Below are 26,997 nucleotides of genomic sequence, written 5' to 3' on the forward strand. Positions count from 1 at the left end.
CAAAGAATTCGGCCAGAAATGGCTAAGTCACTGAATTCTCATGCCATGAGTGCCGATTTCAGGCCAAAATCGGACTGGAAGTGTCGAACTCGGGGGCGCAAGATGCACTATGTGATTCACCCGGATTACCTGTGGAGCAGCATTTACGAACGCGCCCGTACCCAGGGCGACGAGTTGCTGCAAATCTTGGAGCGGGGATTCGATTACATCGAGAACGAGTCTTTCGCCAGCACCTTCCAAGGGCTGTTTTCCGAGATCAACCTCAACTCGGAAAAGCTAGGCCGGACACACAAGGCGCGCAACGATAAGCTTTGCGCCATCATCACCAAGATCGCTGAGGGAATCGCACAGTTCTCCACCGACAGCGACATTTTGGGCGATGCCTACGAGTACCTGATTGGACAGTTTGCTGCCGGCTCCGGCAAGAAGGCCGGGGAGTTCTACACCCCACAGACCGTCTCCACCATCCTGTCGCGCATCGTCACGCTGGACAGTCAGGAGCCCGCCACCGGCAAGAAGAAAAAGCTCAACAGTGTGCTGGACTTCGCCTGCGGCTCCGGCTCCCTGCTGCTAAATGTGCGCAATCAGATGGGGCCGCACGGCATCGGCAAGATCTACGGCCAGGAAAAGAACATCACTACCTACAACCTAGCGCGCATGAACATGCTGCTGCACGGGGTCAAGGATAGTGAGTTCGAGATTCACCACGGCGACTCCCTGACCAATGATTGGGAGCTGCTCAACGAGATGAATCCGGCCAAAAAACTTCAGTGCGATGCCGTGGTGGCCAACCCACCCTTCAGTTATCGCTGGCAGCCCAACGAAGCGCTGGGCGAGGACTTTCGTTTCAAGAACTATGGCCTGGCGCCCAAGTCAGCTGCGGATTTCGCCTTTCTGCTGCACGGATTCCACTTCCTGGGCGACGAAGGCACCATGGCCATCATTCTACCCCACGGCGTGCTGTTCCGGGGCGGCGTGGAGAGCCGTATCCGTACTAAGCTGCTCAAGGACGGCCATATCGACACGGTCATTGGCCTGCCGAGCAACCTGTTCTTCTCCACCGGCATCCCGGTGTGCATCTTGGTACTGAAAAAGTGCAAAAAGCCCGATGATGTTCTCTTCATCAACGCCGCCGAGTATTTTGAAAAGGGAAAACGTCAGAACCAGCTATTGCCCGAACATATCGACAAAATTGTCGAGACTTACCAGCACCGCCGGGAAGAAGAGCGCTACGCCCGCCGGGTGGGAATGGATGAGATTGAGAAGAACGATTACAATCTTAATATCTCCCGTTATGTCAGTACCGCAGAGGCTGAGCAGGATATTGATTTGTCGGTTGTCCATAGGCAGCTGGTTGGTATTGAAGAACGCATTGCCGAGGCAGCCAGAAAGCATAATCAATATCTAAAGGAGCTTGGACTGCCACCAGTGTGATTAGCTGAGCGAAGGGTCAGGAATCACTTATTTAGACCAGTCTGCATTTGTAGCTTGCATCTAGGTTGGAAAGGTTGCACTACCGCAACCTTCCCAGCCCGCTCACCCGCATCACCCGACGCTCCACCGCATCCAGCAGCTGGCCGCGCCCGGTCTCGACCAGGGTGAGCCAGTGCCTGGCCCGGGTGATGCCGGTGTAGACCAGCTCCCGGGTGAGGATCGGGTTGGGGGCGTCGGGGAGCAGCAGGGCGGTGTGGGTGAACTCCGAGCCCTGGGACTTGTGCACCGTCATGGCAAACACCGTCTCCACCGCCTGCAGGCGGCTGGGCAGCACCCACTTGATGCGCCCGCTGCCGTCGCCTGCCGGGAAGGCGACACGCAGCGCCTGGCCGCGGCCCTCGCCCGAGGGCTGGGGCAGCGCCAGGGTGATGCCGATATCGCCATTCATCAGCCCCAGGCCGTAGTCGTTGCGGGTGACCAGCACCGGGCGGCCGGGATACCAGAGCCTACGGCCGTCGCCGCTGTCGATCAGCCCTTCCTTCTCCAGCGCGGCGCGGATGCGCTCGTTCAGCCCCTCCACGCCCCAGGGGCCGCGGCGCAGAGCGCAGAGCAGCTGGAACTGGCCGTGGGCGGCCAGCACCTGTCGGGCCCAGTCGTCCAGCGCCTCGCGGGCGATCTCGCCGTCCGGGCCTGGCTCCGGCGCCGCGCTTCGCATCACTTCCAGATAGTGGCGATAGCCCACCGGGGGCGGCAGGACCTTGCCGTTTACCACGCGGTCCTCGCCGGCGCTATTTCCTCGATCAGGAAAGCCCGCGGCGTGGCCCGAGACCACCAGCCGCTCCAGGCCGCGATCCCTGTCCGTTTCCAGCTTGAGGTGTGAGAGGTCGGCGTAGCCATGACCAAGCACCTCGCGGATGGCGGCGCGCTTCTCGCGGCCCGCCGCGTCGCGGTTCACCGCCTCGGCCAGCCGGCCGATGCCGCTGGCCGCGTCGAAGCGGTGGCTTACGCGAAGCATGGCGATGGCCTGGTCCAGAGGGGCGCCCGCGGGGTCGATCATCTCGGGGGGCAGTGCCTGGCCGGTGGCCTCAGCAAGCCAGTCGGCGGTCTCGGGGGTGTAGTGGCCGCCCTCGGCCCGGGCGCAGAGGTCGCCCAGCACCGAGCCGGCCTCCACGGAGGCGAGCTGGTCCTTGTCGCCCAGCAGCACCAGGCGGGCGCGGGGCGGCAGGGCGTCGAGCATCGCGGCCATCATCTCCACGTCGACCATGGAGGCCTCGTCCACCACCAGCACATCCAGGGGCAGCGGGTGTCGGGCGTTATGGCGGAAGTGGCGGGTGTCGGGGCGCGAGCCCAGCAGGCGGTGCAGGGTGGTGACGTCGGTGGGAATGGCGGATCTGAGTTTGCTGGCACTGCAATCGCCCGATAAATCGGGCTCCCACAAGTCTGAAAGACTGTCGAGGCTTAACCCAGCCACCTGCCCGGCGATGGATTCGTTGAGGCGCGCGGCGGCCTTGCCGGTGGGGGCGGCGAGGCGGATGCGCAGCGCGCGGCGGCCTTCGCCCAGCGCCAGGGTCTGCAGCAGGGCGAGCAGCTTGACCACGGTGGTGGTCTTGCCGGTGCCGGGGCCGCCGGTGATGACCGCGAAGGGGGAGCGGGCAGCCAGGGCGCAGGCGGCCTTCTGCCAGTCCAGCTGGGGGCTTGCGGGGAAGAGGGCGGAGAGGGCCTGGCCGAGGGTAGTGGGGTCCGCCGGGCGCCTGTCGGCGCCTTCGCTCGGCGGAGCCGAGCTCCCACCAGACTCCGCAGGGCTCCCGTTGGAGTAGCTTCTGCTGGCGCCGTCCTCTTCGCTCGGCAGAGCCGAGCTCCCACCCGTTTCCGTAGGGCTCCCGGTGCTCTCGCCAAGGCGGGCGGCGATATGCTGCCGGATCGAGCGCTCGTGGTGCCAGTAGCGCCGCAGATAGAGGCGGGTGGCGTCGAGCACCAGCGGGGTGCTGCCGGGCCCGTGGCCGACGATCAGCGGGTGAGTGAGCGCTTCCTGCCAGTCGGCGAGGGAGAGCTCACCGAGCAGGGCGCTGGGCAGGGGGGGCGAGTCCTCCAGGCTGTCGCCCTCCGGGGGCAGCGAGAGGGCGAGGTCCGGCTCGGCGAGGGTGCGCTCCAGGTCCAGGCAGACGTGGCCGCGGCCGAGCTGGTGGCTGGCCAGTGCCGCGGCCAGCAGCAGCGGGGCAGGGGCGTCGGGCACCTCGCGGGCCAGGAAGGCGGCGAAGGCGCGATCCAGGGCGCGCAGCCAGCCGCGGGCCACCCAGCGGTCGAGCAGCACGAAGAGCGCCTGGGTATACCGCAGGGCCTCGGCGGTGGCGGCCTCGTTGGGGGTGGCCTGGGCGGTGGGTGAGTGGTCACTCATGGCTTTGTCTCCAGCGCTCATGGCTGCTCCTCGGAGGTGGCATCGGCATCGCGGAACAGGGCGTCGAGTGCTTCGATCAGCACCCGGGGCGGGCGCTCGCGGTGCACGCCGCGGGAGGGGGCGTGCTGGCCGCGCAGGAAGACGTAGAGCGCCCCGCCCAGGTGGCGGTCGATGTCGTAGTCGGGCAGCCGCGCCTTCAGCAGGCGGTGCAGGGCCAGCAGGTAGAGGCAGTACTGCAGGTCGTAGCGCTTCTCGCGCACCGCCTCCGCCATGACCGCCTCGCTGTAGGCCTCGTCGTCGCGGCCCAGGTAGTTGGACTTCCAGTCCAGCACGTAGAAGCGCCCCTCGTGTTCCACCACCAGGTCGATGAAGCCCTTGAGCATGCCGTTGAGCCGGTCGCGCTCCAGCGCCGGGCGCTCGGCGCCGCCCAGTGTGTGAGCGCTTACGAGGGCGTCCAGTCGGGTGGTGTCGACCCGGTGGGCAGCGAACCAGAACTCCAGCTCCACCTGATAGTGAGCGCTCTCCAACCGGTCCAGCCGCAGCGGCGACACCGGCCCCTCGGGGGCGTTCGGCACCGGCAGCTCGCAGGCCAGCAGCCCACGCAGCCAGGCCTGCAGCGCCGGGATACGCTCGCGCCAGCCGCGCAGGTTGGCGCGCCGCGCCAGGGTGTCGTTCAGCCGCTCGGGCTCCGCGACCAGCCGGGCGAAGCCCTCGGCGCCGGCCCACTCCAGCAGGCCGTGCAGGAAGGTGCCCGCCGCCGGGCCGCGGGGGAAGCGGTGAAGCGAGGCATCACTCACCGGCAGCGGCGCGCTGGGCGGGTCGCTGGGCTCGTCGCGCATCTCCCGGGCGGTGGCTTCAAGAGCGCTTTCAGGCTCCATGAAGAGCGCCGTTTCGGGTTCTTCCAGAAGGGCGGGTGCTTCTTCATCACCAATGCGCTCTCCGCCCAGGCGTAGCGCCGAGTAGCTGGCGATCCACCAGTGTTCCCGGGCGCGGCGGGCCGGGGTCAGCGCCTCGCGCAGGGCCTCGCCGTTCGCCTCCATGGGCACCATGAGGTCGCTGGATTCCGGCGCCGGCTCGACCCGGAGCTCCGTCTCCGCCGCGCCCTGGGCGAGGGGGAAGAGGGCCTCGAGCAGGCCATCCGTCGAGGGCGACGAGAGCGGTGCCCCGGCGGTGAGCACCTGGCCGATGGCGCTGCGCTCGAACCCCTTGAGCGGGGCGATGCCCAGCCAGGTGGCGTGGCGGGCGCGGGTCAGGGCCACGTAGAGCTTGCGCAGGTCCTCGCCCAGGCGCTCGTCGTCGGCGCGGGCCAGCACGGTCTCATCGGGCTCCAGCGAGAGGTGGCGGCGGCCCGCCTCGTCGTGCCAGGTGAGCGGCAGGTCGGTGGCCTTCTTCTCGCGGAAGGCGCAGATGAAGGGCAGGAAGACCAGCGGGTACTCCAGCCCCTTGGACTTGTGGATGGTGATCACCTGCACCAGGTCGGCATCGCTCTCCAGGCGCAGGCGGTGCGTATCGGCCTGCTGGGGCGGATGGGCGCGGGCCTCGCTCAGGTGGCGCAGCAGGGCGTGCTCGCCGTCGAGCTCGGCGCTGGCCTCTTGTAGTAATTCGCCGAGATGCAAGAGATCGGTGAGATGTCGCTCGCCACTCGCGCTCCTGAGCAGCCGGGTGGGCACGGCGAAGTCGGCCAGCAGCCGGTGCAGCATGGGCAGCACACCCTGGCGCTGCCACTGCCGGTGGTAGCCGCGGAACTGCAGCACGCGCGCCTCCCAGGCCAGCTCGTCGTGCTGCAGGGCGTCGAGGTCGTGATTGCCCATGCCCAGGCTCGGCATGGCCAGGGCGGCGTGCAGGCGCCGCTCGCTGTCGGGCTCGGCGCAGGCGGCCAGCCACACCTCGAGCTCCAGGGCCGCCGGGGTCTCGAAGACCCCCTCCTTGTCGGAGAGGTAGACGCTCTTGATGCCGCGCTCGAGCAGCGCGCCGCGGATCGCCTTCGCCTCGCTGCCGTTGTTGACCAGCACGGCGAGATCCGACGGTTTCAGCGGGCGGAAGGGCTCGCCCGGGGCGCCGAAGCCGGTGCGCCCGGCCCGGCCCTCGCGCAGGAGAGTGGCCATCTCGGTGGCGCAGCGCCCGGCCATCTCCTTGAAGTAGGCGCCCTTGCTTATGCCCTTCTCGGCATCGTCGCCCTGGGCCGAAAGGTGCCAAAGCGTCATGGCGGGCAGCGGCTCGCCGTCGCGGGTCAGGGCATCCTTGCGGCCTTTGGCCGACACCGGCAGGAAGGGCACGGGGTTGTCCCCCTCGGGGGAGCGAAACAGGAAGGCGCCGCGGCCGGTGGGGTGGGCCTCGGCGAAGCGGAACACCCGGTTGACCGCCTCCACCATGGCGGTGGAGGAGCGGAAGTTGGTGCCGAGCGTGACGTGGCGCCCGGCGGTGTCGCGGCGCGCCTGCAGGTAGGTGTGGATATCCGCGCCGCGGAAGGCGTAGATCGCCTGCTTGGGGTCGCCGATCAGCAGGACGGCACCGGGGTTGTCGGGGTCGGGGGCCTCGGCCAGGCGGTAGACGTGGTCGAAGAGCCGGTACTGCACCGGGTCGGTGTCCTGGAACTCGTCCACCAGGGCCACCGGGAACTGGCGGCGCACGTGTTCGGCCAGCGCCCCGCCGGCGGGGCCGGCGAAGGCGCGGTCGAGGCGCTCGAGCAGGTCGTCGGGGCCGAGCTCGGCGCGGCGCTGCTGCACCCGGCTGCGCCGTTCGCTCATCCAGCGCACGGCGTGGGCCAGCAGGTCGGCGTGGGCGCTGGGCAGGGCCTCGAGTTGCCCGGGCAGCGCGGCCAGGGCGTGCAGGGCCGGGTGGTCCAGCGGCTCACCCTGCTTCCAGATCTCGGCGATGCCCTCGGGCGTCAGGCGCTTCCAGGCGGCGTCGGTGAGCGCGGGGGTGGCGAGCGCCGGGTCCTGGGCCCAGTCGCGCAGGGCGCCCAGCCAGCTCGCACGGCTACGGCTGTTGAGGCTGCGCTGGTCATAGGCCTTGGCGGCGGCGGCGCTCTCCAGGGCGTCCGAGAGCTCCTCCAGCCAGGCGAGCCAGGGCGCCTTGAGCTCGGCGAGCACCCGCGTGCGCTCGGCCTGCATGGTGGCCAGGGCCCCGGCGGGAGGCGGGGCCTCGGGCAGCAGCTCGGCGTCGCCCTGCAGTCGGCGGACGTCCTCGGCCAGGGCGTCGGGGGTCTCCCAGTAGCGGGTGACCACCGCCAGGGCCTCGGCATCCAGGGCATAGTAGAAGCTGCGCCAGTAGTCCCGGGCCACCTCCAGCTCGAGCTCCGACTGGTCGAGGTTCATCTCGAGCGAGAAGAGGCTGCCGCTCTCGAAGGCGTGCTCGCGCAGCATGCGGTGGCACCAGGAGTGGATGGTGGAGACCGCGGCCTCGTCCATCCACTCGGCGGCCAGCTGCAGGCGGCGGGCGCAGGCGGGCCAGCGCTCGCGGGGGTAGCTGTCGCGGAGGGCAAGCAGCGGGTCGCCGCCCGGCGTATTGCCGTGTGACCTGTCCACCGCCTCTGAGTTATCCACCGGTGGTTCGGCGAAGAGGTCCCCTGTCATGGACGGGGCTTTCCCTGGGACAGGTCTCTGCGGAGGCGCTGTGAACCCCTCCCTGGGCGCTACCGATGCCATCCCTGGCATAGGACCTCCGCGATGACCTGCCCCAGGCGCCCCTTCGGTGGATTCTTCTGCAGCCTTGCTTGAATGAGGGTCTGTCCCCGATTGAAACGTCTCGGCGGCCTCCACCAGCCGGGCGCGGATGCGATCGCGCAGCTCGCGGGTGGCGGCGTTGGTGAAGGTCACCACCAGGATCTCCGGCGGGGTGAGGGCGCGGGGGAAGCTCTCGGCGTCGGCCTCGTCCCGGGGGCCCAGCACCAGGCGCACGTAGAGCAGGGCGATGGTGAAGGTCTTGCCGGTGCCGGCGCTGGCCTCGATCAGCCGGCTGCCGGTGAGCGGCAGGCGGATCGGGTCCAGGGTAGGGGGCGTTGTCTGGTCCTGTGCGCTCATGCCTGGCCTCCCTTGCCCTTGCCGTGCTTCTCCTTCGGCTTCTTCACCGCGCGTAGCAGCGGGGCGTAGAGCCGCTCGGCGAGCTCGGCGAAGCCGCCACCCTCCGGCGAGTGGACCAGGTCATCGAGCTCCGGCCACTGGCGCAGCAGGTAGGGGTCGCGGCCGCGCTCGCCGTGGTCGTTGTTGAAGCCGCTGCCGTAGAAGACGGTGCTGGCGGCCTTCCAGGCCTTGTCGTCCTCTTCGCTTGCCGTGCCGGCGAGGCAGCGGGCCATGGCAGCGGGGCTTCCGCCCTTCTCCAGCCAGGCGAAGGCGGTGTCCCGGGCCAGGGGCAGGGGAGTGGTCATGCCGTGCTGCCAGGCCGCGGCGATATCGGCCAGCCGCGCGCGGGCCTCCTCGGCGGGCAGCGGGGCCAGGGTGCCGCCGCCGGCGCGGGAGAGCAGCCGGGTGGTCATGGGGCCCTCCAGCTGGCCGGCCAGGTGGGCCACCCAGGGGCCGAGCCAGTGCTTCCAGTGGTATTTCCCCTTGTTGACCAGGCTGCTGGTGGTGAGCAGCACCCGGCAGCGCTCAATGGCGTCGTTGACGCGCAGCTCGCCCAGCCAGTCCTCCAGGGCCAGGCCGCGGCCAGGTTTCTCCTCCCCCCCTTCGCCCAGCGCCTCGCGAAGGTCCAGCGAGACGGTGAGGGGCTCCTCCATGGCGTGGGGCCACTCGTCGAGCACCTGGCGGTAGTCGGCGAAGAGGCTCTCCATGGGCTCGATGAGGGAGTCGCGCATGCGCTCGGCGAAGCCGCCCATGGCCAGGCGCCCCTGGCGCTCGAGGCGCTCCAGGGTGGCCAGCATGGCGGGCTCATGGGGCTCGCCGGCCTCCACCGCGGCGCGGCTCGCCTCGATCAGCGCATGCTGTAGCTGCCAGTGGTCCAGGCCGCCGAGGGTGAAGGGCTCGTGATCGAGGCGCTCCATGGCCTCGACTTCCAGGAAGACCTTGAGCCGGGTGGTGGTGAAGGCCTGCACCGGCGCCCTGAGGAAGTCGCCCAGCTGGGCCAGGGTCAGCGGGCTCTCCTGCCGGAAGGGAGTAAGCGGCACCGGCTCGGGCGGTGCGCCCTCGTCGCCGGGCAGGTGCAGCTCGCGCCACTCGTGAGCGTAGGTGGTCAATGAAGAACCTTCGCGGAAGTACTCGATGCTGAAGGGCTGCAGCGGGTGCTCGGTGGTCAGGGCCGCGAGCAGCGCCTTGCCGCCGTCGTCTTCCTCGTGATCGGCAAGCCGCCAGCCCCGGGCCAGGTGGTCGCGCAGCTGGCCGAGCAGCACCGAGGGGGGCTGCTCGCTGTTGTCGACGATGCTGCGGCCCACCCAGCTGATGCTCAGCCGGTCCCGGGCCGAGAGCAGCGCCTCCAGGAAGAGATAGCGGTCGTCCTCCCGGCGGGAGCGGTCGCCGGGGCGGTAGTCCTGGGCCATCAGGTCGATGTCCAGGGGGCGCTGGACCCGCGGGTAGTCGGCATCGTTCATGCCCAGCAGGCAGACATGGCGGAAGGGGATGGCGCGCATTGGCATCAGGGTGGCGATGTTCACCGCCCCGGCCAGGAAGCGCTGGGAGAGGCTCGCCTCGTCCACCTGGGCGAGCCAGTGCTCGCGCACCACCGAGAGCGGCAGGGGCTCGCTGAGCCCGGCCTCCTCGGCGCTCTCCTGCCAGGCGTCCAGCGCCTGCTCGAGCCGGGTCAGCGCCATCAGGTCCTGGTCGGAGTCGGCCAGGAAGCAGGCCGCCAGCAGCTCGCGCAGGCGCTCGCCCCAGGTGGCCACGTCGCAGGGCTCGGCGAGGGTCTGCCACTGGGCCTCCAGGGTGTCGATCAGGCTGACCAGGGGGCCGGCCAGCGCCGCCTCCAGCCCGCCGATGTCGTCATAGGGCTCCACTCCCTGCCAGGGGCCGTCGGCGGCGTCGCCCACCGCATAGCCCAGCAGCAGCCGGCGCAGGCCGAAGGCCCAGGTGTTGGCGGCCATGCCGCCCGGCAGGTCGAGGCTCTGGCGCTGGCGGGCGTCGAGCCCCCAGCGGATGCCGGCGCCCTCGATCCAGCGGCGCAGGGTGGGCAGGCCGCTCTCGGGGACGGCGAAGCGGGCGCGCACCGCCGGGACCTCCAGCAGGTCGAGCAGGTCGCTCACCGAGAGGCGCAGTTCCGGCAGGCGCAGCAGCGACTCCAGCGCGATCAGCAGCGGCAGGCGGTGGCGACTGGCCTGGTCGGAGAGGGTGAAGGGGATATGGCGCGGGTCGTCGGGGTCGAGGCGGCCGAACACCGCTTGCACCGCGGCGGCGTACTGCTCCACGTCGGGAACCATCACCAGGATGTCCCGGGGCCGGAGGGTCGGGTCCTCGCTGAAGGCGGCGAGCAGCTGGTCGTGGAGGATCTCCACCTCGCGCAGGGCGCTGTGGGCCACCTGGAAGCGCAGCGAGCGGTCGCGGGCCGGGTCCACGGCGGGCCAGGTGGCGCGGGTCTCGGCCAGCGGGCGCAGCTCGAGGATATCGTCCTGCAGCTGGCGCAGCAGGCTGGGCGTGGCGTTTTTCTCTTCAGGGCCTTTCTCTTCAGGGCCATCCGCGCCGTCCAGCGGCGAGTCGAAGAGGTCGATGCGCAGCGCCTCGCCCTCGAAGAGGTGGCGGTAGGCCTGCTGCTCGTCGAACTCGTCCAGCAGGCGCAGGTAGTCGCGGCCCTGCTTGCCCCAGGCGGCCAGCAGCGGCTGGGCGTGGAGGTGGAGCTCGGTCTCGGCGAGGTCCGCCGGCATGCCGGGGCGGCGCCGCTGGCGCTTTCTTTCTGCTCGAAGGAGGTCCTTGTGCTCGATGATGTCCGCCCAGTAGTGGCGGCAGGGGTTGTGCACGCAGAGCAGCACCTGGCTGACCCGCGCCATGGCGGCCAGCGCCTCCAGGGTCTGGACGGGCAGCGAGGAGATGCCGAAGACGATCACCCGGCGGGGCAGCCCGGGCGGGCGCTCGCCCAGCTCCCGGCAGGCCGCGAGGAAGCGCTCGTGGACCGCCGCGCGGCTGGAGGCCAGCCCCGCCTCGCCATGGGCCCGGGCGATGTCATCGCGCAGCGCCCGCCACAGCTCGGCTTGCCAGCGCTGCTCCTCGGCCAGCGGCCGGGCCTCGCCCCGGGCGGTGATCAGCACGTCCTCGCCCGCCGCCCAGGCGGTGAGCCAGTCGGCGCGGTAGACCTGGTACTGGTCGAAGAGGTCGGCCAGGCGCTCGGCCAGCTGGTGGCGCTTGCGCAGGTCGTCGTCGCCTTCCAGGAAGCGTGCCAGGGGGGCGAACACGGGGGCGTCCAGCAGGGCGGGCAGCAGGCGCATCAGCCGCCACACCAGCCGCGGCTTGTCGAAGGGGGAGACCGGCGGCACCTGCTCCTCCCCCAGCACGCTGCGGTAGGCCTGCCACAGGAACCTCGCCGGCAGGCTGACGTCGAGCGCCGAGGCGATCCCGGCGCCGCCCCGGGATTCGTCGGCGGCCAGGGCCAGCTTCAGCCACTGGCTGATGCCGTTGCTCTGCACCAGGATCGTCTCGTTCTCCAGCGGCCCCAGCGGATGGCGGCGCATCCACTCCACCGCCAGGCCGCGCAGGGCCTCCAGGCGGTTGCCGTGGATCACCATGAAGCCGGGCTGCAGGGCGGAATCGTCGAGGGCGGGCATGGCGCGGTTCCTTCGCTGGGTGCCGAGGGCGATGACAGGCCTCTCATGGTGCCACAGCGCGGTGCCGGATGGGCTACCATCGGGGGATCGCGATTCTCACGGAGCCCCTGTCATGAGTGACTACCTGCTGGAAGAACACGCCCTGAGCCCGGGCAAGATCTACCGCCTGCTCTCGGGCAGCATCTGCCCGCGGCCCATCGCCTGGGTCTCGACCCTGGACGCGGCCGGCAACGCCAACCTGGCGCCCTTCTCGTTCTTCAACGTGGTCAGCGTCAACCCCCCGGTGCTGGGCTTCTCCCCGCTGCTCGCCGGTGACGCCAACCCGAAGGACACCATCCGCAACCTCGGCGAGGTGGGCGAGTGCGTGGTGCATATCAGCGGCGAGGGGCTGGTGACGGAGATGAACGCCACCAGCGCGGGGCTCGAGCACGGCGACGACGAGTTCATCCACGCGGGGCTCGAGAAGGTGGCCATGGCCGGCGTCTCGGTGCCACGGGTGGCGGGTGCGCCGGTGGCCTTCGGCTGCCGGCTGCGCGAGATCATCCGCTTCGGCGACCAGCCCCTGGCCGGCAACCTGGTGCTGGCCGAGGTGGTGTCGATCCACATCGACGACGCCCTGTGGGACGGCCGCCACGTGGATGCCGATGGGCTCAAGCCCATCGGGCGCATGGCGGGCAACGACTACGCCCGCTGCACCGACCTCTTCGAGGTGGAGCGCCCCGCCTCGGGCAGCGCCATGAGCGCACAGCAGCGCGGCGGTCGATAGGGTTTGGTGAAAGGGATGAAGCGAGGGGCGCTGAGGGCAAGCCGAAGAGCAGCTGGTGGCCAGCGGCTTGGTGACGGTCTCCCCCAAGAAGGGCACCTTCGTGGCCATGGCTGCCATCAACGCCTCGTCTGCGGTAATCTCGTCAGCTTGATGATCACAAGGCCCGGCCGCATGCATGGCCGGGCCGCGCTGGACCGACACGAGGCTCCCATGAATCGACTCAAGACGCTGACCCTGGCCGTGGCCGCCGCTGCGCTGGCCACCGCTTCCCTGACCGCCCAGGCGCGGGACTTCCGCCTGGGGCTGATCACCCCGCCGCAGCACCTCTGGTCCACCGAGGCCGAGGCCTTCGCCGAGAGCCTGCACGAGCGCTCCGGCGGCGAGCACAGTGTCAGCGTCTTCCCGGCCCAGCAGCTCGGCAACGAGGCGCAGATGGTCCAGCAGCTGCAGACCGGCGCACTCGATATGGCCTTCCTGACCATCGCCGAGATCTCCAACCGCATCCCCGACTTCGGTGCCCTCTACGCCCCCTACCTGGTGGACGACGTGGACCACGCCGCGCGCCTGCTGCGCTCCGACACCGCCGCCGAGCTGCTCGAGCTGATGCCCGCCGAGGTGGGCCTGGTCGGGCTCGGCTACGGCATGGTGGGCATGCGCCAGGTGCTCTCCCGCAGCCCCATCGAGAACATGGACGACATGCGCGGTCAGCGTCTGCGCATCACCCCCTTCGAGCCCATCCGCGACTTCTACACCGCCACCGGCGCGGCCCCGGCGCCGCTGCCGCTGCTCGAGGTCTATGACGCCCTGGCCAACGGCCAGGTGGACGCCATCGACATGGACTTCGACTCGATCCTGATCCTCAAATTCCACGAGCAGGCGCGCAACCTGCTGATCTCCAACCATATGATGTTCCCGATGGTGGGCGTGGTCTCGGGCCGGGTGTGGCGCGAGCTCTCCGCGGAGGATCGCGAGCTGATCGAGACCACCATGGCCGAGCACCTGGAGAACGTGCTGGCCGGCTTCCAGCAGATGGACGCCGACCAGGAGGCTGAGATTCGCGGCCTGGACCTCAACATCGTCGAGGCCGACGCTGAGTTCTTTAGCGAGGCCATCGCCGAGTGGGAGGCCACCTGGGCCGAGAAGGCGCCGATGCTCGAGGCGCTGCGCGAGGAAGCCGAGCGCCTGCGCCAGTAAGCGGAAGGCGAGCCGATGCTGTCACGCCTCTCCGACCGCCTGGCCTACCTGGAGGAGATCGCCGCCGCCGCCCTTGCGGCGGCGGTCACCCTGCTGATCCTCGTCAACGTGGCCTTCCGCGCCGCGGGCAGCCCCCTCTACTGGATCAGCGAGCTGGCCATCTACGCCATGATCTGGATGACCTTCCTGATTGCCAGTGCGGTGCTCAAGCGCCGCCAGAGCATCTCGGTCACCCTGGTCAGCGACCTGGTGCCTGGCTTCGGTCATCGGCTGCTGATGGCCGCGGTGGATCTCGCCGTGCTGCTCTTCGCGGTGCTGCTGCTGTGGCTCTGCTGGCGCTGGTACCAGCCGCTGGCGCTGGCCCAGGCGGGCTTCGACTTCCGCGCCTTCCAGGGCGAGACCTTCAACTTCATCTATGCCGAGAACACCTCGACGCTCGGCATCAGGAAGTTCTGGGTGTGGCTGATCGTGCCCTGGTTCGCGCTCTCGCTGACCTTCCACGGCCTGGTCAACCTGGGCGGCGCCCTGCGCGGGCTGCGTGACCCCGGCCAGGCACCCCCGGAGGCGATGCCATGACGGTCGCGATCTTTGCGCTGCTGCTGCTGGGGGCGGTGCCCATCGCGCTCGTGCTGGCGCTGACCGCGATGTTCTACATCCAGGTCTCGGGCAACAGCGTGCTCTTCGACTCCTACCCCCAGCAGCTATTCGGCGCCATCGAGAGCTACGGGCTGCTGGCGATCCCGCTGTTCATGCTGGCAGGCGAACTGATGAACGAGGGCGGGGTGACCCGCCGGCTGATCGACCTGGCGCGGCTGCTGGTGGGCGGCTTCCGCGGCGGGCTCGCCTATATCAACCTGGTGGCCAACATGATGATGGCGGCGATCGTCGGCTCGGCCGCCTCGCAGATCGCCATCATGTCGCGGGCCATGGTGCCGGCCATGGAACGGGAGGGCTACAGCCGCTCCTACGGCGCGGCGATCACCGCCGCCGGGGGCCTGCTCTCGCCGATCATCCCGCCCTCGATGCTCTTCGTGCTGTTCGGCGTCATGGCTCAGGTGCCCATCGCCGAGATGTTCATCGCCGGCATCCTGCCGGGCCTGCTGCTGGGCTTCAGCTTCTTCCTGACCATCGCCGTGGTGGGGCTGGTGCAGCAGTACCCCAAGGGGGAGTGGCCGAGCCGCGCCGAGGCGAAGCGGGCGCTGCTCATGGGCCTTCCGGCGCTCTCCATCCCGCTGATCATCATCGGTGGCATCCTGCTGGGGCTGGCCACGCCCACGGAGTCCGCGGCGCTGGCGTCGCTGGCCGCGCTGCTGCTGGGGCGCTTCCTCTATCGCGACCTGAAGTTCGCCATGCTGCCGACGGTGCTCCGGCGCACCGCGGTGAATGCGGGGCTCGTGATCATGCTGATCGCCGCCGCCGGGGTGTTCGGCTGGGTGATCGTCTACGAGCGGCTGCCGCAGATGGCCGCGGCCTGGATCGCCGCGCTGACCACCGATCCCTTCCTGTTCCTGCTGCTGCTGATCGGCGTGCTGCTGCTGGTGGGGATGATCATCGACGGCATCGCCGCGCTGATCCTGGTGGTGCCGATCCTGCTGCCCATCGCCACCCAGCAGTTCGGCATCAGCCCCTACCAGTTCGGGGTGGTGGTCTGCCTGACCCTGGTGCTGGGCCTGCTCACCCCGCCGGTGGGGGCGGGGCTCTATATCGCCTCCTCGATGACCGGGGCCTCGCCGATGCGCATCTTCCGCTCGCTGCTCCCCTTCCTGCTGGCGAGCCTTGTCACCCTGGTGCTGCTGGCCTGGCAGCCCTGGCTGACCACGGCGCTGATCGGGCGCTGAGGGTGGCTTCGATGCGCTACTTGGCTTATCACGACCACCGACAGCGCTGGCAGCGGAGCAGGGAAGGCAGGGTGCTCACCGTCGGGGTACACTGCCTGTAATCGAAGTCATCCCCAGAGGCGACGACATGCAGCCCGTGGTTAACGATGTGGATCGAGAGCTTCACCAGGCGATTCTTCAGGCCCTGGCGCCCTTCGAAGTCGAGCAGGTCGTGCTGTTCGGCTCCCTGGCGGTAGGCAGGGCGCGGCCCGAGAGCGATCTCGACGTCGCCGTGGAGAGCCGCGAGCCCCTGAGCAGCCAGCAGAAGATGGCCATGATCGAGGCGCTGGCGCTGGCGTCGTCGCGCCCGGTGGACCTGGTCGATCTCAGGTCGGCGGGGCAGCCGCTGCTGACTCGGATCGTCACGACCGGCGTTCGGCTCAAGGGCAGCGATACCTGCTGGGCCAGGCTGGTCTATCGCAACATCATCGATAACGAGGACTTCGTGCCTCTCCAGCAGAGGATTCTCAGGGCGAGGCAGGACGCATGGATCAACTCCTGATCAATCAGAAACTCGAGTCGCTGCGCCGCTGTGTCGTGCGGCTGGAGAGTCGCTGCCCCGATACCCTTGGTGGTGCACAACTACGAAGCCGTTAACTGGCAGGTGGTTTTCTCCATCTGCCAGGAACACCTCGGCCAGTTCAAGCAGTTTGCCCGCACCTTCATGGACCCCACCGTGCGCTGAACGCTGCCTCCTATGGCGGCGATAGGTCGAAAGGGAGAATCCCGAGCGTTATACTCGGGTATTCACGCCCCTCGCCGCGACCGGAGTTGCCATGTTCCCCGAGTTCACCCTGCGCTACGTTCGCCTGCCGGAACACTTCTATATCCGCTTCGACCCCGTGCCGGTGCCCGCGCCGCGGCTGGTGGCCTTCAACCGGCCGCTGGCCGAGGAACTCGGCTTCGATCTCGATGCCTTCGACGAGGCGCGCGCCGCCGAGTGGTTCTCCGGCAACGCCGTGCCGCCCGGCGCCGAGCCCATCGCCCAGGCCTACGCCGGCCACCAGTTCGGCCACTTCAACCCGCGCCTCGGCGACGGCCGGGCGGTGCTGCTCGGCGAGGTGACCGACCGCGACGGGCGCCTGCGCGATATCCAGCTCAAGGGCGCCGGGATGACGCCCTTTTCCCGCGGCGCCGACGGTCGCGCTCCCCTCGGGCCGGTGCTGCGTGAGTACCTGGTGAGCGAGGCGATGCATCGCCTCGGCGTGCCCACCACCCGGGCGCTGGCCGCGGTGACCAGCGGCGAGCGGGTCTTCCGCCGAGTGCCGGAGCCCGGTGCGGTGCTGACCCGGGTGGCGTCGAGCCACCTGCGGGTGGGCACCTTCCAGTACTTCGCCGCCCGGGGCGAGCATGAGGCGGTGCGCACCCTGGCCGACCTGGCCATCGAGCGACACTATCCCCAGCTTAAGGGCCTGGAAGAGGGTGAGCGCTACGCGGCGTTGCTGGAGGCGGCAGTCGGGCGCCAGGCGGCGCTGGTGGCGAAGTGGATGGGGCTCGGCTTCATTCACGGGGTGATGAACACCGACAACTGCGCGATCTCCGGCGAGACCATCGACTACGGCCCCTGCGCTTTCATGGAGGCCTATGATCCTGCGACGGTGTTCAGCTCCATCGACGAGCAGGGGCGCTACGCCTATCGCAACCAGCCCTGGCTCGCCCAGTGGAACCTGGCGCGGCTGGCCGAGGCGCTGCTGCCGCTGATCGATGCGGACCAGCAGCGCGCCGTTGAGCGGGCCACGGCGCTGGTCGAGGCCTTCGAGCCGCGCTATGGGGCCGAGTGGCTGGCGGTCTTTCGCGAGAAGCTGGGGCTGGCGCAGGAGGAGGCGGGCGACCGCGAGCTGGTCGAGGGCCTGCTGGAAGCACTGCAGGCCGGCCGGGCCGACTTCACCCTGGCCTTCCGTCGCCTGAGTGAAGCGGTTGAAGAGGGTGAGGCGGTGGAGGACGACGCCCCCGCGCTGCTGGCGCTGTTCGAGAACGACGCGGCCCTGCGGAAGTGGCTGCCGCGCTGGCGCGAGCGTCTGGCTCGGGAAGGTGTCGGCAGGGAGGAGATCGCCGCGCGCCTGAACGCCGTCAATCCGCTCTATATCCCCCGCAACCACCTGGTGGAGAGGATGATCGCGGCCGCCGCCGAGCAGGATGACTTCGGCCCCTTCGAGGCCCTGCGCCAGGTGCTGGCCGAGCCCTTCACCGAGCAGCCGGGCCGGGAAGAATACGCCCAGCCGGCGCCGTCCACCGAGCGGGTCTTCCGCACCTTCTGCGGGACCTGAGCCGCAGCGGAATACCCTGCATCAAAAAAGACGCCCGGGAAAGCCCGGGCGTCTCTGTGGGTGACGGCGTGGCCGGGGCTCCCCGGCCAGCGCTTGCGCGTTACGCGACGTCGAAGCGGTCGGCGTTCATCACCTTGGTCCAGGCGGCAACGAAGTCCTTCACGAACTTCTCCTGGTTGTCATCCTGGGCGTAGAGCTCGGCGTAGGCGCGCAGGATGGAGTTGGAGCCGAATACCAGGTCGACGCGGGTCGCGGTGAACTTGGTGCTGCCGCTCTTGCGGTCCACGATGTTGTACGAGTTCTTGCCGGTGGGCTCCCAGCGGTTCGCCATGTCGGTCAGGTTGACGAAGAAGTCGTTGGTCAGCTGGCCCACGCGATCGGTGAAGACCCCGTGCTGGCTGCCGCCGTGGTTGGTGCCCAGCACCCGCATGCCGCCCAGCAGCACGGTCATCTCCGGCGCGGTCAGGCCCATCAGCTGGGCGCGGTCGAGCAGCATCTCCTCCGGCTTGACCACGTAATCCTTCTTCTGCCAGTTGCGGAAGCCATCGGCCAGCGGCTCCAGCGGCTCGAAGGATTCGGCGTCGGTCATCTCGTCGGTGGCATCGCCGCGTCCCTTCAGGAAGGGCACGTGGACGTCATGGCCCGCGGCCCTGGCGGCCTGCTCGATGCCCAGGTTGCCGCCCAGCACGATCACGTCGGCGATGCTGGCACCGGTCTCGGCAGAGATCTGCTCGTAGACCTTCAGCACCTTGGCCAGTCGCGCAGGCTCGTTGCCTTCCCAGTCCTTCTGGGGCGCCAGGCGGATGCGTGCACCGTTGGCGCCGCCGCGCATGTCGGAGCCGCGGAAGGTCCGGGCGCTGTCCCAGGCGGTGCAGACCAGTTCTTCGAGGGAGAGGCCGGCCTCGGCGATCTTCTCCTTGACCACCTCCTCGATGTAGTTGGTCTCGCCCTGGGGCACCGGGTCCTGCCAGATCAGGTCCTCGGCCGGGACTTCCGGACCTATGTAGCGGGACTTCGGCCCCATGTCACGGTGGGTCAGCTTGAACCAGGCGCGGGCGAAGCAGTCCTTGAAGTACTCGGGATCCGCCATGAACTTCTCGCAGATGGCCCGGTACTTCGGGTCAACCTTCATGGCCATGTCGGCGTCGGTCATCATTGGCTTGACGCGGGTCTTCATGTCGGTCGGGTCAACCGGCATGTCTTCTTCTTTGATGCCAATCGGCTCGTACTGGTTGGCACCAGCTGGGCTCTTGGTCAGCTCCCACTCATAGCCGAACAGCAGGTCGAAGTAGCCCATGTCGAACACGGTGGGGTTGGTGGTCCAGGCCCCCTCGATGCCCGATGTGACGGCATTGGCCGCCTTGCCGTCCATGTGCGGGTTGAGCCAGCCGAGGCCCTGGTTCTCCACGTCGGCGCCTTCCGGCTCCGGGCCCAGCGCACCGGCATCGCCGTTGCCGTGGGCCTTGCCAACGGTGTGGCCGCCGGCCGTCAGGGCTACCGTTTCTTCGTCGTTCATCGCCATGCGGGCGAAGGTGACGCGCACCTGTTCGGCGGTCTTGAGCGGGTCGGGCTGGCCGTTGACCCCCTCCGGGTTCACGTAGATCAGACCCATCTGGACAGCCGCCAGCGGGTTTTCCAGGGTGCTCGGCTTGTCGACGTCGCCGTAGCGCTCGTCGGAAGGTGCCAGCCACTCTTTCTCGGCCCCCCAGTAGATGTCTTCTTCCGGGTGCCAAATATCCTCGCGGCCGTAGGAGAAGCCGAAGGTCTTCAGGCCCATGGACTCGTAGGCCACGTTGCCGGCCAGGATGAAGAGGTCGGCCCAGCTGATCTTGTTGCCGTACTTCTTCTTGATCGGCCAGAGCAGGCGGCGGGCCTTGTCCAGGTTGCCGTTGTCGGGCCAGGAGTTGAGCGGAGCGAAGCGCTGATTGCCTGTGCCGCCGCCACCGCGGCCGTCGGCCAGGCGATAGGTGCCCGCCGAGTGCCAGGCCATGCGGATCATCAGGCCGCCGTAGTGACCCCAGTCGGCCGGCCACCACTCCTGGCTGTCGGTCATCAGCGCATGCAGGTCCTGCTTTAGCGCCTCGAAGTCGAGCTTCTTGACCTCCTCGCGATAGTCGAAGTCCTCGTCCATCGGATTGGTCTTGCGGTCATGCTGATGAAGAATGTTCAGGTTCAGGCTCTCAGGCCACCAAGCCTTCACATCCGCCTTCTCCTGCGTGTTGGACCCGTGCATCACCGGGCATTTGCCTGTGTTCTGTTGATCACCCATGTCGCACTCCATCTTGGCTGCTTTGAGCTTGGCTGTGTTTCGGGAATAGCCATCCTTGTATAGACGATGGCTTCCCTGGGGGGCAATGAGCCATATCAACCATCGCCCACCTTGCGGGTGCGACGGTCGCGGCTCCCTGTCCGCATCACCCCTAACCTACTCCTACGAAATCCATTAGCACAATGCGGCATTGCCCACCGCGGCGATAGGCAATCTCAATCGGCAGGCGGCGGCGGAACTGCTATGCCTGACGCGGCCGGTCAGGCCTCGGGAAGGCGCAGTTCTCGGGCCTCGCCCATCAGGAAGTCGCGGTTGGCCTCCAGCGCCTCGCGCAGGAAGTCCCACAGCAGGCGTACCCGGGCCAGGCGGCGCTGCTCCTGGCGGGCGGTGATCCAGAACTGGCGGTCGATCGCCACCTCGTCTGTCAGCACCCTGACCAGTGGCCCGCTGCTTTCCGCCATGAAACAGGGCAGCACGGCGAGCCCCGCCCCGTGCAGGCAGGCGGCGTGCTGGGTGGTCACGCTGGTGCTGCGCATGGCGAAGTGCGGCCCGGGGTGGCCGACCACCGCGGGGTCGAGCAGCGGCTCCAGGTAGCTGAGCTGCTCGCTGAAAATCAGGTCGTCCACGTAGCCGACCAGCCGATGCTCCCCCAGCTCGGCGACGCGGCCGGGCGCGCCGTGGCGCTCGAGGTAGCTCTCGCTGCCGTAGAGCCGCAGCCGATAGTCGCACAGCCGCGAGATCACCAGCCCCGGGCTCACCGGGCGCTCCACGGTGATGGCCAGGTCCGCCTCGTGGCGGCTCAGGTTGACCACCCGAGGCAGGGCGAGCAGGTCCAGGGTCACCCCGGGGTGGCGGCTGCAGAAGGCCGAGAGCAGCGGGGCGATCACCCAGGTGCCGAAGCCCTCGGTCACCCCCAGGCGGATCTGGCCGCTCACCTGGTGGTTCTTGTCGGAGAGGCTCTCGCCGGCCTCGAAGGCGTGGCGGGCCATCTCCTCGGCATGGGCGAGCAGCTGCTGGCCCGCCTCGGTGAGGTGGTAGCCGTGGGTGCTGCGCTCGAAGAGCTGGGTGTTGAGCTTCTGCTCGAAGCGCCGGGTGCGCCGCGACAGGGTGGAGTGGTCCAGCCCCAGGCGCCGGGCGGCGTCGGTGAGGCGCTGGGTGCGCGCCACCTCCAGGAAGATCTGGATGTCGTGCCAGTCGAGCATGGCAGGGCTCCACGGAGGAAACTTGGTTGTGCATCAGTGCACAAGCAATGTGCCTGAGTGCCCGTTGTCACGCCATCCGACCTCTGGATACACTCGATGCCATCATCGCTCGTGTTTTTATACACACAAAGTCTAATGCCGGGCGACGGCAGCGGCCAGCGGCCGCCACAACCACAAGCCGCCCACCGGCAGCGACAGCACCCAGAGGAGCACGCCCATGTCAGTCCGCGAAATCCCCATGTACATCGACGGCCAGCCCGTTCAGTCCCAGAGTCAGGAGTGGCGCGACGTGGTCAACCCGGCCACCCAGGAGGTGGTCGCCCGGGTGCCGTTCTGCACCGCCGAGGAGGTCGAGCGCGCCGTGGCCAGTGCCAAGGAGGCCTTCAAGACCTGGCGCAAGGTGCCGCTGGCCAAGCGCATGCGCATCATGCTCAAGCTGCAGGCGCTGATCCGCGAGCACACCGACGAGCTGGCCGCGCTGATCACCGAGGAGCACGGCAAGACCCTGCCCGACGCCGCCGGCGAGGTGGGTCGCGGCCTGGAGGTGGTGGAGCACGCCTGCTCGATCACCTCCCTGCAGCTGGGCGAGCTTGCCGAGAACGCGGCAAGCGAGGTGGACGTCTACACCATGCACCAGCCGCTGGGCGTGGGTGCCGGCATCACCGCCTTCAACTTCCCTATCATGTTGCCCTGCTTCATGTTCCCGCTGGCCATCGCCACCGGTAACACCTTCGTGCTCAAGCCCTCCGAGCAGGACCCGAGCTCCACCATGCGCCTGGTCGAGCTGGCCCACGAGGCGGGCATCCCGGCCGGGGTGCTCAACGTGGTTCACGGCGGCCCGGACGTCGCCAACCAGATCGCCGACCATACCGACATCAAGGCGCTCTCCTTCATCGGCTCCACCCACGTGGGCTCGCTGCTCTACAACCGCGCCGCCGCTGCCGGCAAGCGCATGCAGTCGATGATGGGCGCCAAGAACCACTGCGTGATCATGCCCGATGCCAACCGCAGCCAGGCCATCAACAACCTGCTTGGCTCCGCCTATGGCGCCGCCGGCCAGCGCTGCATGGCCAACTCCGTGGTGGTGCTGGTGGGCGAGGCCCGCGAGTGGCTGGAGGACATCGTCGAGGGCACCAAGAGCATGAAGGTGGGCCCCGGCACCCAGCGTGATGCCGACCTCGGCCCGCTGGTCTCCCCCCAGGCCAAGGAGCGCGTCGAGCGGCTGATCACCGCAGGCGAGAAGGAGGGCGCCAAGCTGCTGGTGGACGGCCGCGGCTACCGGGTCGAGGGCTACCCGAACGGCAACTTCGTCGGCCCGACCCTGTTCGCCGACGTGACCCCGGAGATGAGCATCTACCGCGAGGAGATCTTCGGCCCGGTGCTCTGCGTGGTGACCGTCGACACCCTCGACGAGGCGATCGAGTTCATCAACGCCAACCCCAACGGCAACGGCACCTCCATCTTCACCAACTCCGGCTGGGTGGCGCGCCGCTTCGAGAGCGACATCGACGTCGGCCAGGTGGGCATCAACGTGCCGATCCCGGTGCCGGTCGCCTACTTCAGCTTCACCGGCTCACGCGCCTCCAAGCTGGGCGACCTGGGCCCCAACGGCAAGCAGGCCATCGCCTTCTGGACTCAGACCAAGACCGTCACCGCCCGCTGGTTCGAGCCGGAGAACGTCTCCAGCGGCATCAACAGCACCATCTCGCTGAGCTGATCCCACCTGCTCGGTGACAGCGCGGCCCCGCCTCGAGAGAGGCGGGGCCGGCTGCGTTTCGGTCCATGACTCCCGTGGCTGCCTTTCTGTGGGAGGCCGGCTCCCTTGTGGGAGGCCGGCTTCGCCGGGCGAATGGAGGCCGCAGGCCTCCCTCGTGGCTGTCTTTCTGCAGGAGCCCGGGTCCGCCCGGGCGATTGGAGGCCGAAGGCCTCCCCCGGTCCATGACTCCTTGGCTGTCTTTCTGTGGGAGGCCGGCTACGCCGGGCGAATGGAGGCCGCAGGCCTCCCGCGGTGGTCGCCAATGGTCAGGCATGGCTACCATGCCTTTCGGGGCCGCCTGCGACCGAGATCGTATGGACAGCACCCTGACGTTAACGTTAACTGGAGGTTTCCAACAACAACCACAACGCCAGGAGCCACCATGACCGCGCCCATCAGCCGCTTTCCCATCCCCGAATCGATCCAGGACCTTCCCGAGGACATCCGCGACGCCATGCTGGCGGTGCAGGAGAAGGCCGGCTTCATCCCCAACGTCTTCCTGATGCTGGCCCACCGCCCGGCCGAGTTCCGCGCCTTCTTCGCCTACCACGACGCCCTGATGGAGAGGGAGGCCGACACCCTCACCAAGGCGGAGAAGGAGATGATCGTGGTGGCCACCAGCGCCCGCAACCGCTGCCTGTACTGCGTGGTGGCCCATGGCGCGCTGGTGCGCATCTACAGCAAGGACCCCCTGCTGGCCGACCAGGTCGCCATCAACCACCGTACCGCGCCGATCAGCGAGCGGCATCGGGTGATGCTCGACTTTGCCCTGCACTGCGGCCTGGACGTGGGGGAGCTCACCGATGAGTGGCAGGCGCGTCTGATCGAGGCGGGCTTCACCCACGACGACATCTGGGACATCGGCGCCATCGCCGCCTTCTTCGGTCTCTCCAACCGCCTGGTCACGCTCACCGGCACGCCGCCCAACCCGGAGTTCTACCTGATGGGCCGGGTGCCGAGGGAGAAGTAACGTCGTTGGCATCCAGAAGGGCTGCCGGTACGCTCGAAGATGAAAAGGGGAATGATGCGAGGCATGTTCAGTGGCAGAGCGTAAGGCATGGAGCGACCAAGACCGACTGCAGGCGCTGGCGCTCTACTGCCGCCTGAGCTTCGGTCAGTTGCATCGCGAGCGGCCCGAGGTCATTCACCTGGCCGAGCAGATGGGCCGCTCTGCCAGCTCGGTGGCCATGAAGCTCTCCAACTACGCGAGCCTCGACCCAGAGGTACGGGCGCTGGGCAAAAAGGGGCTGTCGGGTGCCTCACGCCAGGATCGCCTGCTGTGGGAGCGCTTTATCGCCGACCCGAAGAGTGTCGCCGCCGAGAGTGAGTCGGCCTGGGTAGAGCTCGATCCCTGTGGCGATAGTGCCGAGGCAGATGAGGATTACACCGGCAGCGAGGCCTATGCCCTGCAGCGACGGCGTATTGGGCAGTCGCTATTCCGCAAGGCCGTGATGGTGCGCTACGACACGCGATGCGTGATTACCGGGCTTCGTCACGAGGATCTACTGATTGCGAGCCATATCGTGCCTTGGCAGGCGCGCCCAGAGTCTCGCCTCGATCCCGCTAATGGGCTCTGCCTCAACGCGCTCCATGACCGCGCCTTCGATAAGGGACTGCTGGCCATCGACGACCGGGACCGCATTCGCATCTCTCCTGAGCTGACCGGCGCGGCCCCCAACGGCCGGCTCAAGGCGCAGCTCCATGACCTCGAGGGCCAGCCCTTGATCCTGAGCCCTCGCGCCTTTCCGAACCGAGACTATCTCGCCTGGCACTTCCGGGAGTGCTTCCGACGCTGATACCCCCGGCGACCCCTGGCCGCCGGCCCATGGCCTCGCTATGATGCCTCCGGCCCGTTGTGTTGCTGAGCACGGCGGGCCCACACAACTCATTCACTTGTCGCCAGGGGAGTCCCGCCGCATCCGCGGGGGCTGAGAGGGCCAAGCGCCGACCCTGGAACCTGATCCGGTTCATACCGGCGGAGGAAGCGCGACATGCCTTACCTGACGTCTGCCGTGCTCGGCGCGGCGCTTCTGTGCTTTGCTTTCCTGGGCCTGCGGGCCCGCCGGGCCGACGGCCTGCTCGATGACTACGTCACCGCCCGCAACTCCCAGGGCGCCCAGGCCATCGGCCTGTCGTTCCTGGCCTCCAGCATGGGAGCCTGGATCCTCTTCGCGCCGCCGGAGATCGGCGCCTTCGTGGGGCCGGTGGCGCTGGCCGGCTACGCCATCGGCTCCTCGCTGCCCTTTATCGTGCTGGGGCTCTACGGCCCGGCGATCCGTCGCCACCTGCCGCAGGGGCGCAGCATCGGCGAGTTCGCGGAGTCCTGCTACGGCGCCGGGGTGCGGCGCTGGGTCTCCTTCGTCTCGGTGGCCTACATGGCGATCTTCCTGGCCGCCGAGCTCACCGCCATCGGCGCCATCGCCGCGCTGCTCTCCGACGTGCCGCCGGCGCTGGTGGTCCTCGGGGTGGCCGTGGTCACCCTGGTCTACACCACCCTGGGCGGGCTGCGGGCGAGCCTCGCCACCGACCGCTGGCAGGCCTGGCTGCTGCTGGCCCTGCTGGTGCTGGTGGGCGGCGTGGCCTGGTGGTGGCTGCCGCCGATGCCGGCCGAAGCCGTGATGCCCTCGATTCCCACGAGCAGTGCGCTCTCGGTGGCGCTCACCCTAGTGATCGCCGTCACCGCGGCCAACCTCTTCCATCAGGGCTACTGGCAGCGGGTATGGGCCGCCGAGGATGACCGCGCCCTGGCCCGTGGGGCCCTGCTGGGTGGAGCCAGCAGCCTGCTGGTGGTGATGGCCATCGGCGGGCTAGGCATCGTGGCGGCCATGCATGCGCTGCCTCTGGGCGAGCCGCCGATTCCCTTCTTCGCGCTGCTCTCCGCCGCGCCGGCCTGGCTGGGCCTGCCGGCCCTGGTGCTGGCGGTGACCCTGGTGGCCTCCAGCGTCGATACCCTGCAGAACGCCATCGCCTCCATGGCGGTGGCCAGCTCCGGCCGGCGCGGGCTCTCGGTGCGGGCGGCGCGCCTGGTCACGGTGGCGCTGATGCTGCCGGTGGTGTGGGTGGCCCTGCAGGGATTCTCGGTGCTGCGCCTCTTCCTGATCGCGGATCTGCTGTGCGCCGCCATCCTGCTGCCGGTGCTGCTGGGCCTGTGGCGGCGCATGTCGCCGCTCGCCGCGGTGGCCGGCGGCGTGGCGGGCCTGCTCGGTGCGGTGCTGCCAGGCTGGATCACCCTGGGAAGCCTCTCCGCCGGCGTGCTCGCCGCCACCTTCCCGGACAGCATTCCGACGCTTCCGCCCTTCCTGGGGGCGCTGCTCGCCTCCACGCTGGTGAGCCTGCTGATCGCCTGGCGGTACCCGGGGGCGAGATTCCAACCGACACTCCAAGGAGATGCCCGATGACGACTCGAGCCGACTGGACCGCCTGGGCGGCGCAGCAGGACGCGCCGCGCCTCACCGACTGGCTGCGCGAGATCAGCGAGCCCGACTGGTCCGCCACCGTGAACCACCCGCTCTTCGACGCCATGGCCGAGGGTCGCCTCGCCGGCGCCGACTTCGCCGCCTATATGGTGCAGGACTACGGCTTCGTGGATCCCTTCACCGCGCTGATCGGCTTCGCCATCGGCCGTGCACCGAGCATGGAGGACCGGGTGGTGCTGGGGCAGTTCATGGGCATGTTGACCAGCGACGAGAACAGCGCCTTCCAGCGCACCTTCGAGGCCTTCGCGGTGCCCGCCGCCCAGCGCGAGGCGCCGGACTACCTGCCCGAGACCCGGGCCTTCCAGGCGCTGCTGCGCGAGACCGGTGATGGCGGCGGCTATGCGGAGATCCTGGCTGTGCTGGTGGTCACCGAGTGGGTCTACCTGGAGTGGGCGCTGCGGGTGACGCGTGCAGGCGACCTGCACCCGCTGATGGTGGAGTGGATCGACCTGCACGACAACCCCGCCTTCCAGGAGTTCGTGGCCTGGCTGCGCCGCCGCCTGGACGAGGAGGCCGAAGCGCTCGATGACGCCGCCTTCACCCGCATGGCCGAGTGCTTCCGCGAGACCGTCGCCAGGGAGCGCGCCTTCCACGACGCCGTGATGCCGCGCTGAGCGGGCTGCGCGGGTAGCCGTCGCCATACCCGCCTTGCTTGCGGTGGGCGTTGCTCAGGGGAAGAGGGG

Annotated in this window: 18 protein-coding genes and 1 riboswitch; of the genes, 13 read left to right on the plus strand and 5 right to left on the minus strand. The window is 68.9% G+C overall.

The window, feature by feature from the left end; translation table 11 throughout:
• On the plus strand, window positions 1-1,434 hold a 1,434-nt coding region (locus tag DER72_RS08300), incomplete at its 5' end, for a type I restriction-modification system subunit M (protein ID WP_110069605.1).
• 79 nt (window positions 1,435-1,513) lie between these two features.
• On the opposite strand, the gene recD is transcribed toward DER72_RS08300, so the two are convergent.
• The 3 genes from recD to recC are packed head-to-tail and all read right to left on the minus strand — an operon-like array spanning window position 1,514 to window position 11,507.
• Window positions 1,514-3,829: an exodeoxyribonuclease V subunit alpha gene (gene recD / locus DER72_RS08305; RefSeq protein WP_110069534.1), complete on the minus strand. Its 2,316-nt coding sequence runs from the start codon at window positions 3,827-3,829 to the stop codon at window positions 1,514-1,516.
• A gap of 17 nt (window positions 3,830-3,846) precedes the next feature.
• Window positions 3,847-7,851 carry an exodeoxyribonuclease V subunit beta gene (gene recB, locus DER72_RS08310; RefSeq protein ID WP_110069535.1) on the minus strand — a complete coding sequence of 1,335 codons (4,005 nt, stop codon included), beginning with the start codon at window positions 7,849-7,851 and terminating at the stop codon, window positions 3,847-3,849.
• Window positions 7,848-11,507, minus strand: a complete 3,660-nt coding sequence (recC, locus tag DER72_RS08315) for an exodeoxyribonuclease V subunit gamma (RefSeq protein WP_110069536.1) — start codon at window positions 11,505-11,507, stop codon at window positions 7,848-7,850. The genes recB and recC overlap by 4 nt, the downstream gene beginning before the upstream one ends.
• A gap of 112 nt (window positions 11,508-11,619) precedes the next feature.
• Here recC and DER72_RS08320 point away from each other — a divergent pair, with 112 nt between their 5' ends.
• The 7 genes from DER72_RS08320 (at window position 11,620) to DER72_RS08355 (ending at window position 17,611) form a co-directional block, all read left to right on the plus strand.
• A complete protein-coding gene (locus tag DER72_RS08320) occupies window positions 11,620-12,273 on the plus strand; it encodes a flavin reductase family protein (protein WP_110069537.1) in 654 nt (217 codons plus the stop codon).
• 210 nt (window positions 12,274-12,483) lie between these two features.
• The gene (locus DER72_RS08330; protein ID WP_110069538.1) at window positions 12,484-13,467 is read left to right on the plus strand and encodes a TRAP transporter substrate-binding protein; all 984 of its coding nucleotides are present in this window, start codon (window positions 12,484-12,486) and stop codon (window positions 13,465-13,467) included.
• 15 nt (window positions 13,468-13,482) lie between these two features.
• On the plus strand, window positions 13,483-14,043 hold the full coding sequence (locus DER72_RS08335) for a TRAP transporter small permease (RefSeq protein WP_110069539.1): 561 nt from the start codon (window positions 13,483-13,485) through the stop codon (window positions 14,041-14,043).
• Complete coding sequence (locus DER72_RS08340) at window positions 14,040-15,305, plus strand: TRAP transporter large permease (protein WP_110069540.1); 1,266 nt, start codon at window positions 14,040-14,042, stop codon at window positions 15,303-15,305. The genes DER72_RS08335 and DER72_RS08340 overlap by 4 nt, the downstream gene beginning before the upstream one ends.
• Before the next feature lie 127 nt (window positions 15,306-15,432).
• Window positions 15,433-15,846, plus strand: coding sequence for a nucleotidyltransferase family protein (locus tag DER72_RS08345; RefSeq protein WP_110069541.1), 414 nt, complete (start codon window positions 15,433-15,435; stop codon window positions 15,844-15,846).
• A gap of 72 nt (window positions 15,847-15,918) precedes the next feature.
• Entirely contained in the window at window positions 15,919-16,029 is a 111-nt protein-coding gene (locus tag DER72_RS16260) for a DUF86 domain-containing protein (RefSeq protein WP_219983242.1), read from the plus strand.
• A 91-nt stretch (window positions 16,030-16,120) separates the two neighbouring features.
• Entirely contained in the window at window positions 16,121-17,611 is a 1,491-nt protein-coding gene (locus DER72_RS08355; RefSeq protein WP_110069542.1) for a YdiU family protein, read from the plus strand.
• 100 nt (window positions 17,612-17,711) lie between these two features.
• Here the strand turns inward: DER72_RS08355 and katG are convergent, their stop codons facing one another.
• Both katG and DER72_RS08365 read right to left on the minus strand, forming a co-directional pair.
• Entirely contained in the window at window positions 17,712-19,880 is a 2,169-nt protein-coding gene (gene katG / locus DER72_RS08360; protein ID WP_110069543.1) for a catalase/peroxidase HPI, read from the minus strand.
• A 260-nt stretch (window positions 19,881-20,140) separates the two neighbouring features.
• On the minus strand, window positions 20,141-21,082 hold the full coding sequence (locus tag DER72_RS08365; RefSeq protein WP_110069544.1) for a LysR family transcriptional regulator: 942 nt from the start codon (window positions 21,080-21,082) through the stop codon (window positions 20,141-20,143).
• A gap of 217 nt (window positions 21,083-21,299) precedes the next feature.
• Here DER72_RS08365 and DER72_RS08370 point away from each other — a divergent pair, with 217 nt between their 5' ends.
• From DER72_RS08370 to DER72_RS08390, 5 genes are all read left to right on the plus strand, one after another.
• Window positions 21,300-22,799 carry a CoA-acylating methylmalonate-semialdehyde dehydrogenase gene (locus DER72_RS08370; RefSeq protein ID WP_110069545.1) on the plus strand — a complete coding sequence of 500 codons (1,500 nt, stop codon included), beginning with the start codon at window positions 21,300-21,302 and terminating at the stop codon, window positions 22,797-22,799.
• Between the two features lie 421 nt (window positions 22,800-23,220).
• A complete protein-coding gene (locus DER72_RS08375) occupies window positions 23,221-23,808 on the plus strand; it encodes a peroxidase-related enzyme (RefSeq protein WP_110069546.1) in 588 nt (195 codons plus the stop codon).
• Between the two features lie 70 nt (window positions 23,809-23,878).
• Window positions 23,879-24,634, plus strand: coding sequence for an HNH endonuclease (locus DER72_RS08380; RefSeq protein WP_110069547.1), 756 nt, complete (start codon window positions 23,879-23,881; stop codon window positions 24,632-24,634).
• Between the two features lie 95 nt (window positions 24,635-24,729).
• Window positions 24,730-24,840, plus strand: a riboswitch (TPP riboswitch).
• Window positions 24,830-26,236 carry a sodium:solute symporter gene (locus DER72_RS08385; protein WP_110069548.1) on the plus strand — a complete coding sequence of 469 codons (1,407 nt, stop codon included), beginning with the start codon at window positions 24,830-24,832 and terminating at the stop codon, window positions 26,234-26,236. Its footprint overlaps the riboswitch before it by 11 nt.
• Window positions 26,233-26,928 carry a TenA family protein gene (locus tag DER72_RS08390; RefSeq protein ID WP_110069549.1) on the plus strand — a complete coding sequence of 232 codons (696 nt, stop codon included), beginning with the start codon at window positions 26,233-26,235 and terminating at the stop codon, window positions 26,926-26,928. The genes DER72_RS08385 and DER72_RS08390 overlap by 4 nt, the downstream gene beginning before the upstream one ends.
• Window positions 26,929-26,997 lie beyond the last annotated feature (69 nt).

Source organism: Halomonas sp. A11-A (assembly GCF_003182195.1).
GTDB lineage: Bacteria > Pseudomonadota > Gammaproteobacteria > Pseudomonadales > Halomonadaceae > Halomonas > Halomonas alkalicola.

What these genes read in the sequence shown, in the direction of transcription:
- recD (WP_110069534.1), bottom strand. Translation starts at nt 3,829, where the DNA reads ATGAGTGACCACTCACCCACCGCCCAGGCCACCCCCAACGAGGCCGCC.
- recB (WP_110069535.1), bottom strand. Translation starts at nt 7,851, where the DNA reads ATGAGCGCACAGGACCAGACAACGCCCCCTACCCTGGACCCGATCCGC.
- recC (WP_110069536.1), bottom strand. Translation starts at nt 11,507, where the DNA reads ATGCCCGCCCTCGACGATTCCGCCCTGCAGCCCGGCTTCATGGTGATC.
- DER72_RS08320 (WP_110069537.1), top strand. Translation starts at nt 11,620, where the DNA reads ATGAGTGACTACCTGCTGGAAGAACACGCCCTGAGCCCGGGCAAGATC.
- DER72_RS08330 (WP_110069538.1), top strand. Translation starts at nt 12,484, where the DNA reads ATGAATCGACTCAAGACGCTGACCCTGGCCGTGGCCGCCGCTGCGCTG.
- DER72_RS08335 (WP_110069539.1), top strand. Translation starts at nt 13,483, where the DNA reads ATGCTGTCACGCCTCTCCGACCGCCTGGCCTACCTGGAGGAGATCGCC.
- DER72_RS08340 (WP_110069540.1), top strand. Translation starts at nt 14,040, where the DNA reads ATGACGGTCGCGATCTTTGCGCTGCTGCTGCTGGGGGCGGTGCCCATC.
- DER72_RS08345 (WP_110069541.1), top strand. Translation starts at nt 15,433, where the DNA reads ATGCAGCCCGTGGTTAACGATGTGGATCGAGAGCTTCACCAGGCGATT.
- DER72_RS08355 (WP_110069542.1), top strand. Translation starts at nt 16,121, where the DNA reads ATGTTCCCCGAGTTCACCCTGCGCTACGTTCGCCTGCCGGAACACTTC.
- katG (WP_110069543.1), bottom strand. Translation starts at nt 19,880, where the DNA reads ATGGGTGATCAACAGAACACAGGCAAATGCCCGGTGATGCACGGGTCC.
- DER72_RS08365 (WP_110069544.1), bottom strand. Translation starts at nt 21,082, where the DNA reads ATGCTCGACTGGCACGACATCCAGATCTTCCTGGAGGTGGCGCGCACC.
- DER72_RS08370 (WP_110069545.1), top strand. Translation starts at nt 21,300, where the DNA reads ATGTCAGTCCGCGAAATCCCCATGTACATCGACGGCCAGCCCGTTCAG.
- DER72_RS08375 (WP_110069546.1), top strand. Translation starts at nt 23,221, where the DNA reads ATGACCGCGCCCATCAGCCGCTTTCCCATCCCCGAATCGATCCAGGAC.
- DER72_RS08385 (WP_110069548.1), top strand. Translation starts at nt 24,830, where the DNA reads ATGCCTTACCTGACGTCTGCCGTGCTCGGCGCGGCGCTTCTGTGCTTT.
- DER72_RS08390 (WP_110069549.1), top strand. Translation starts at nt 26,233, where the DNA reads ATGACGACTCGAGCCGACTGGACCGCCTGGGCGGCGCAGCAGGACGCG.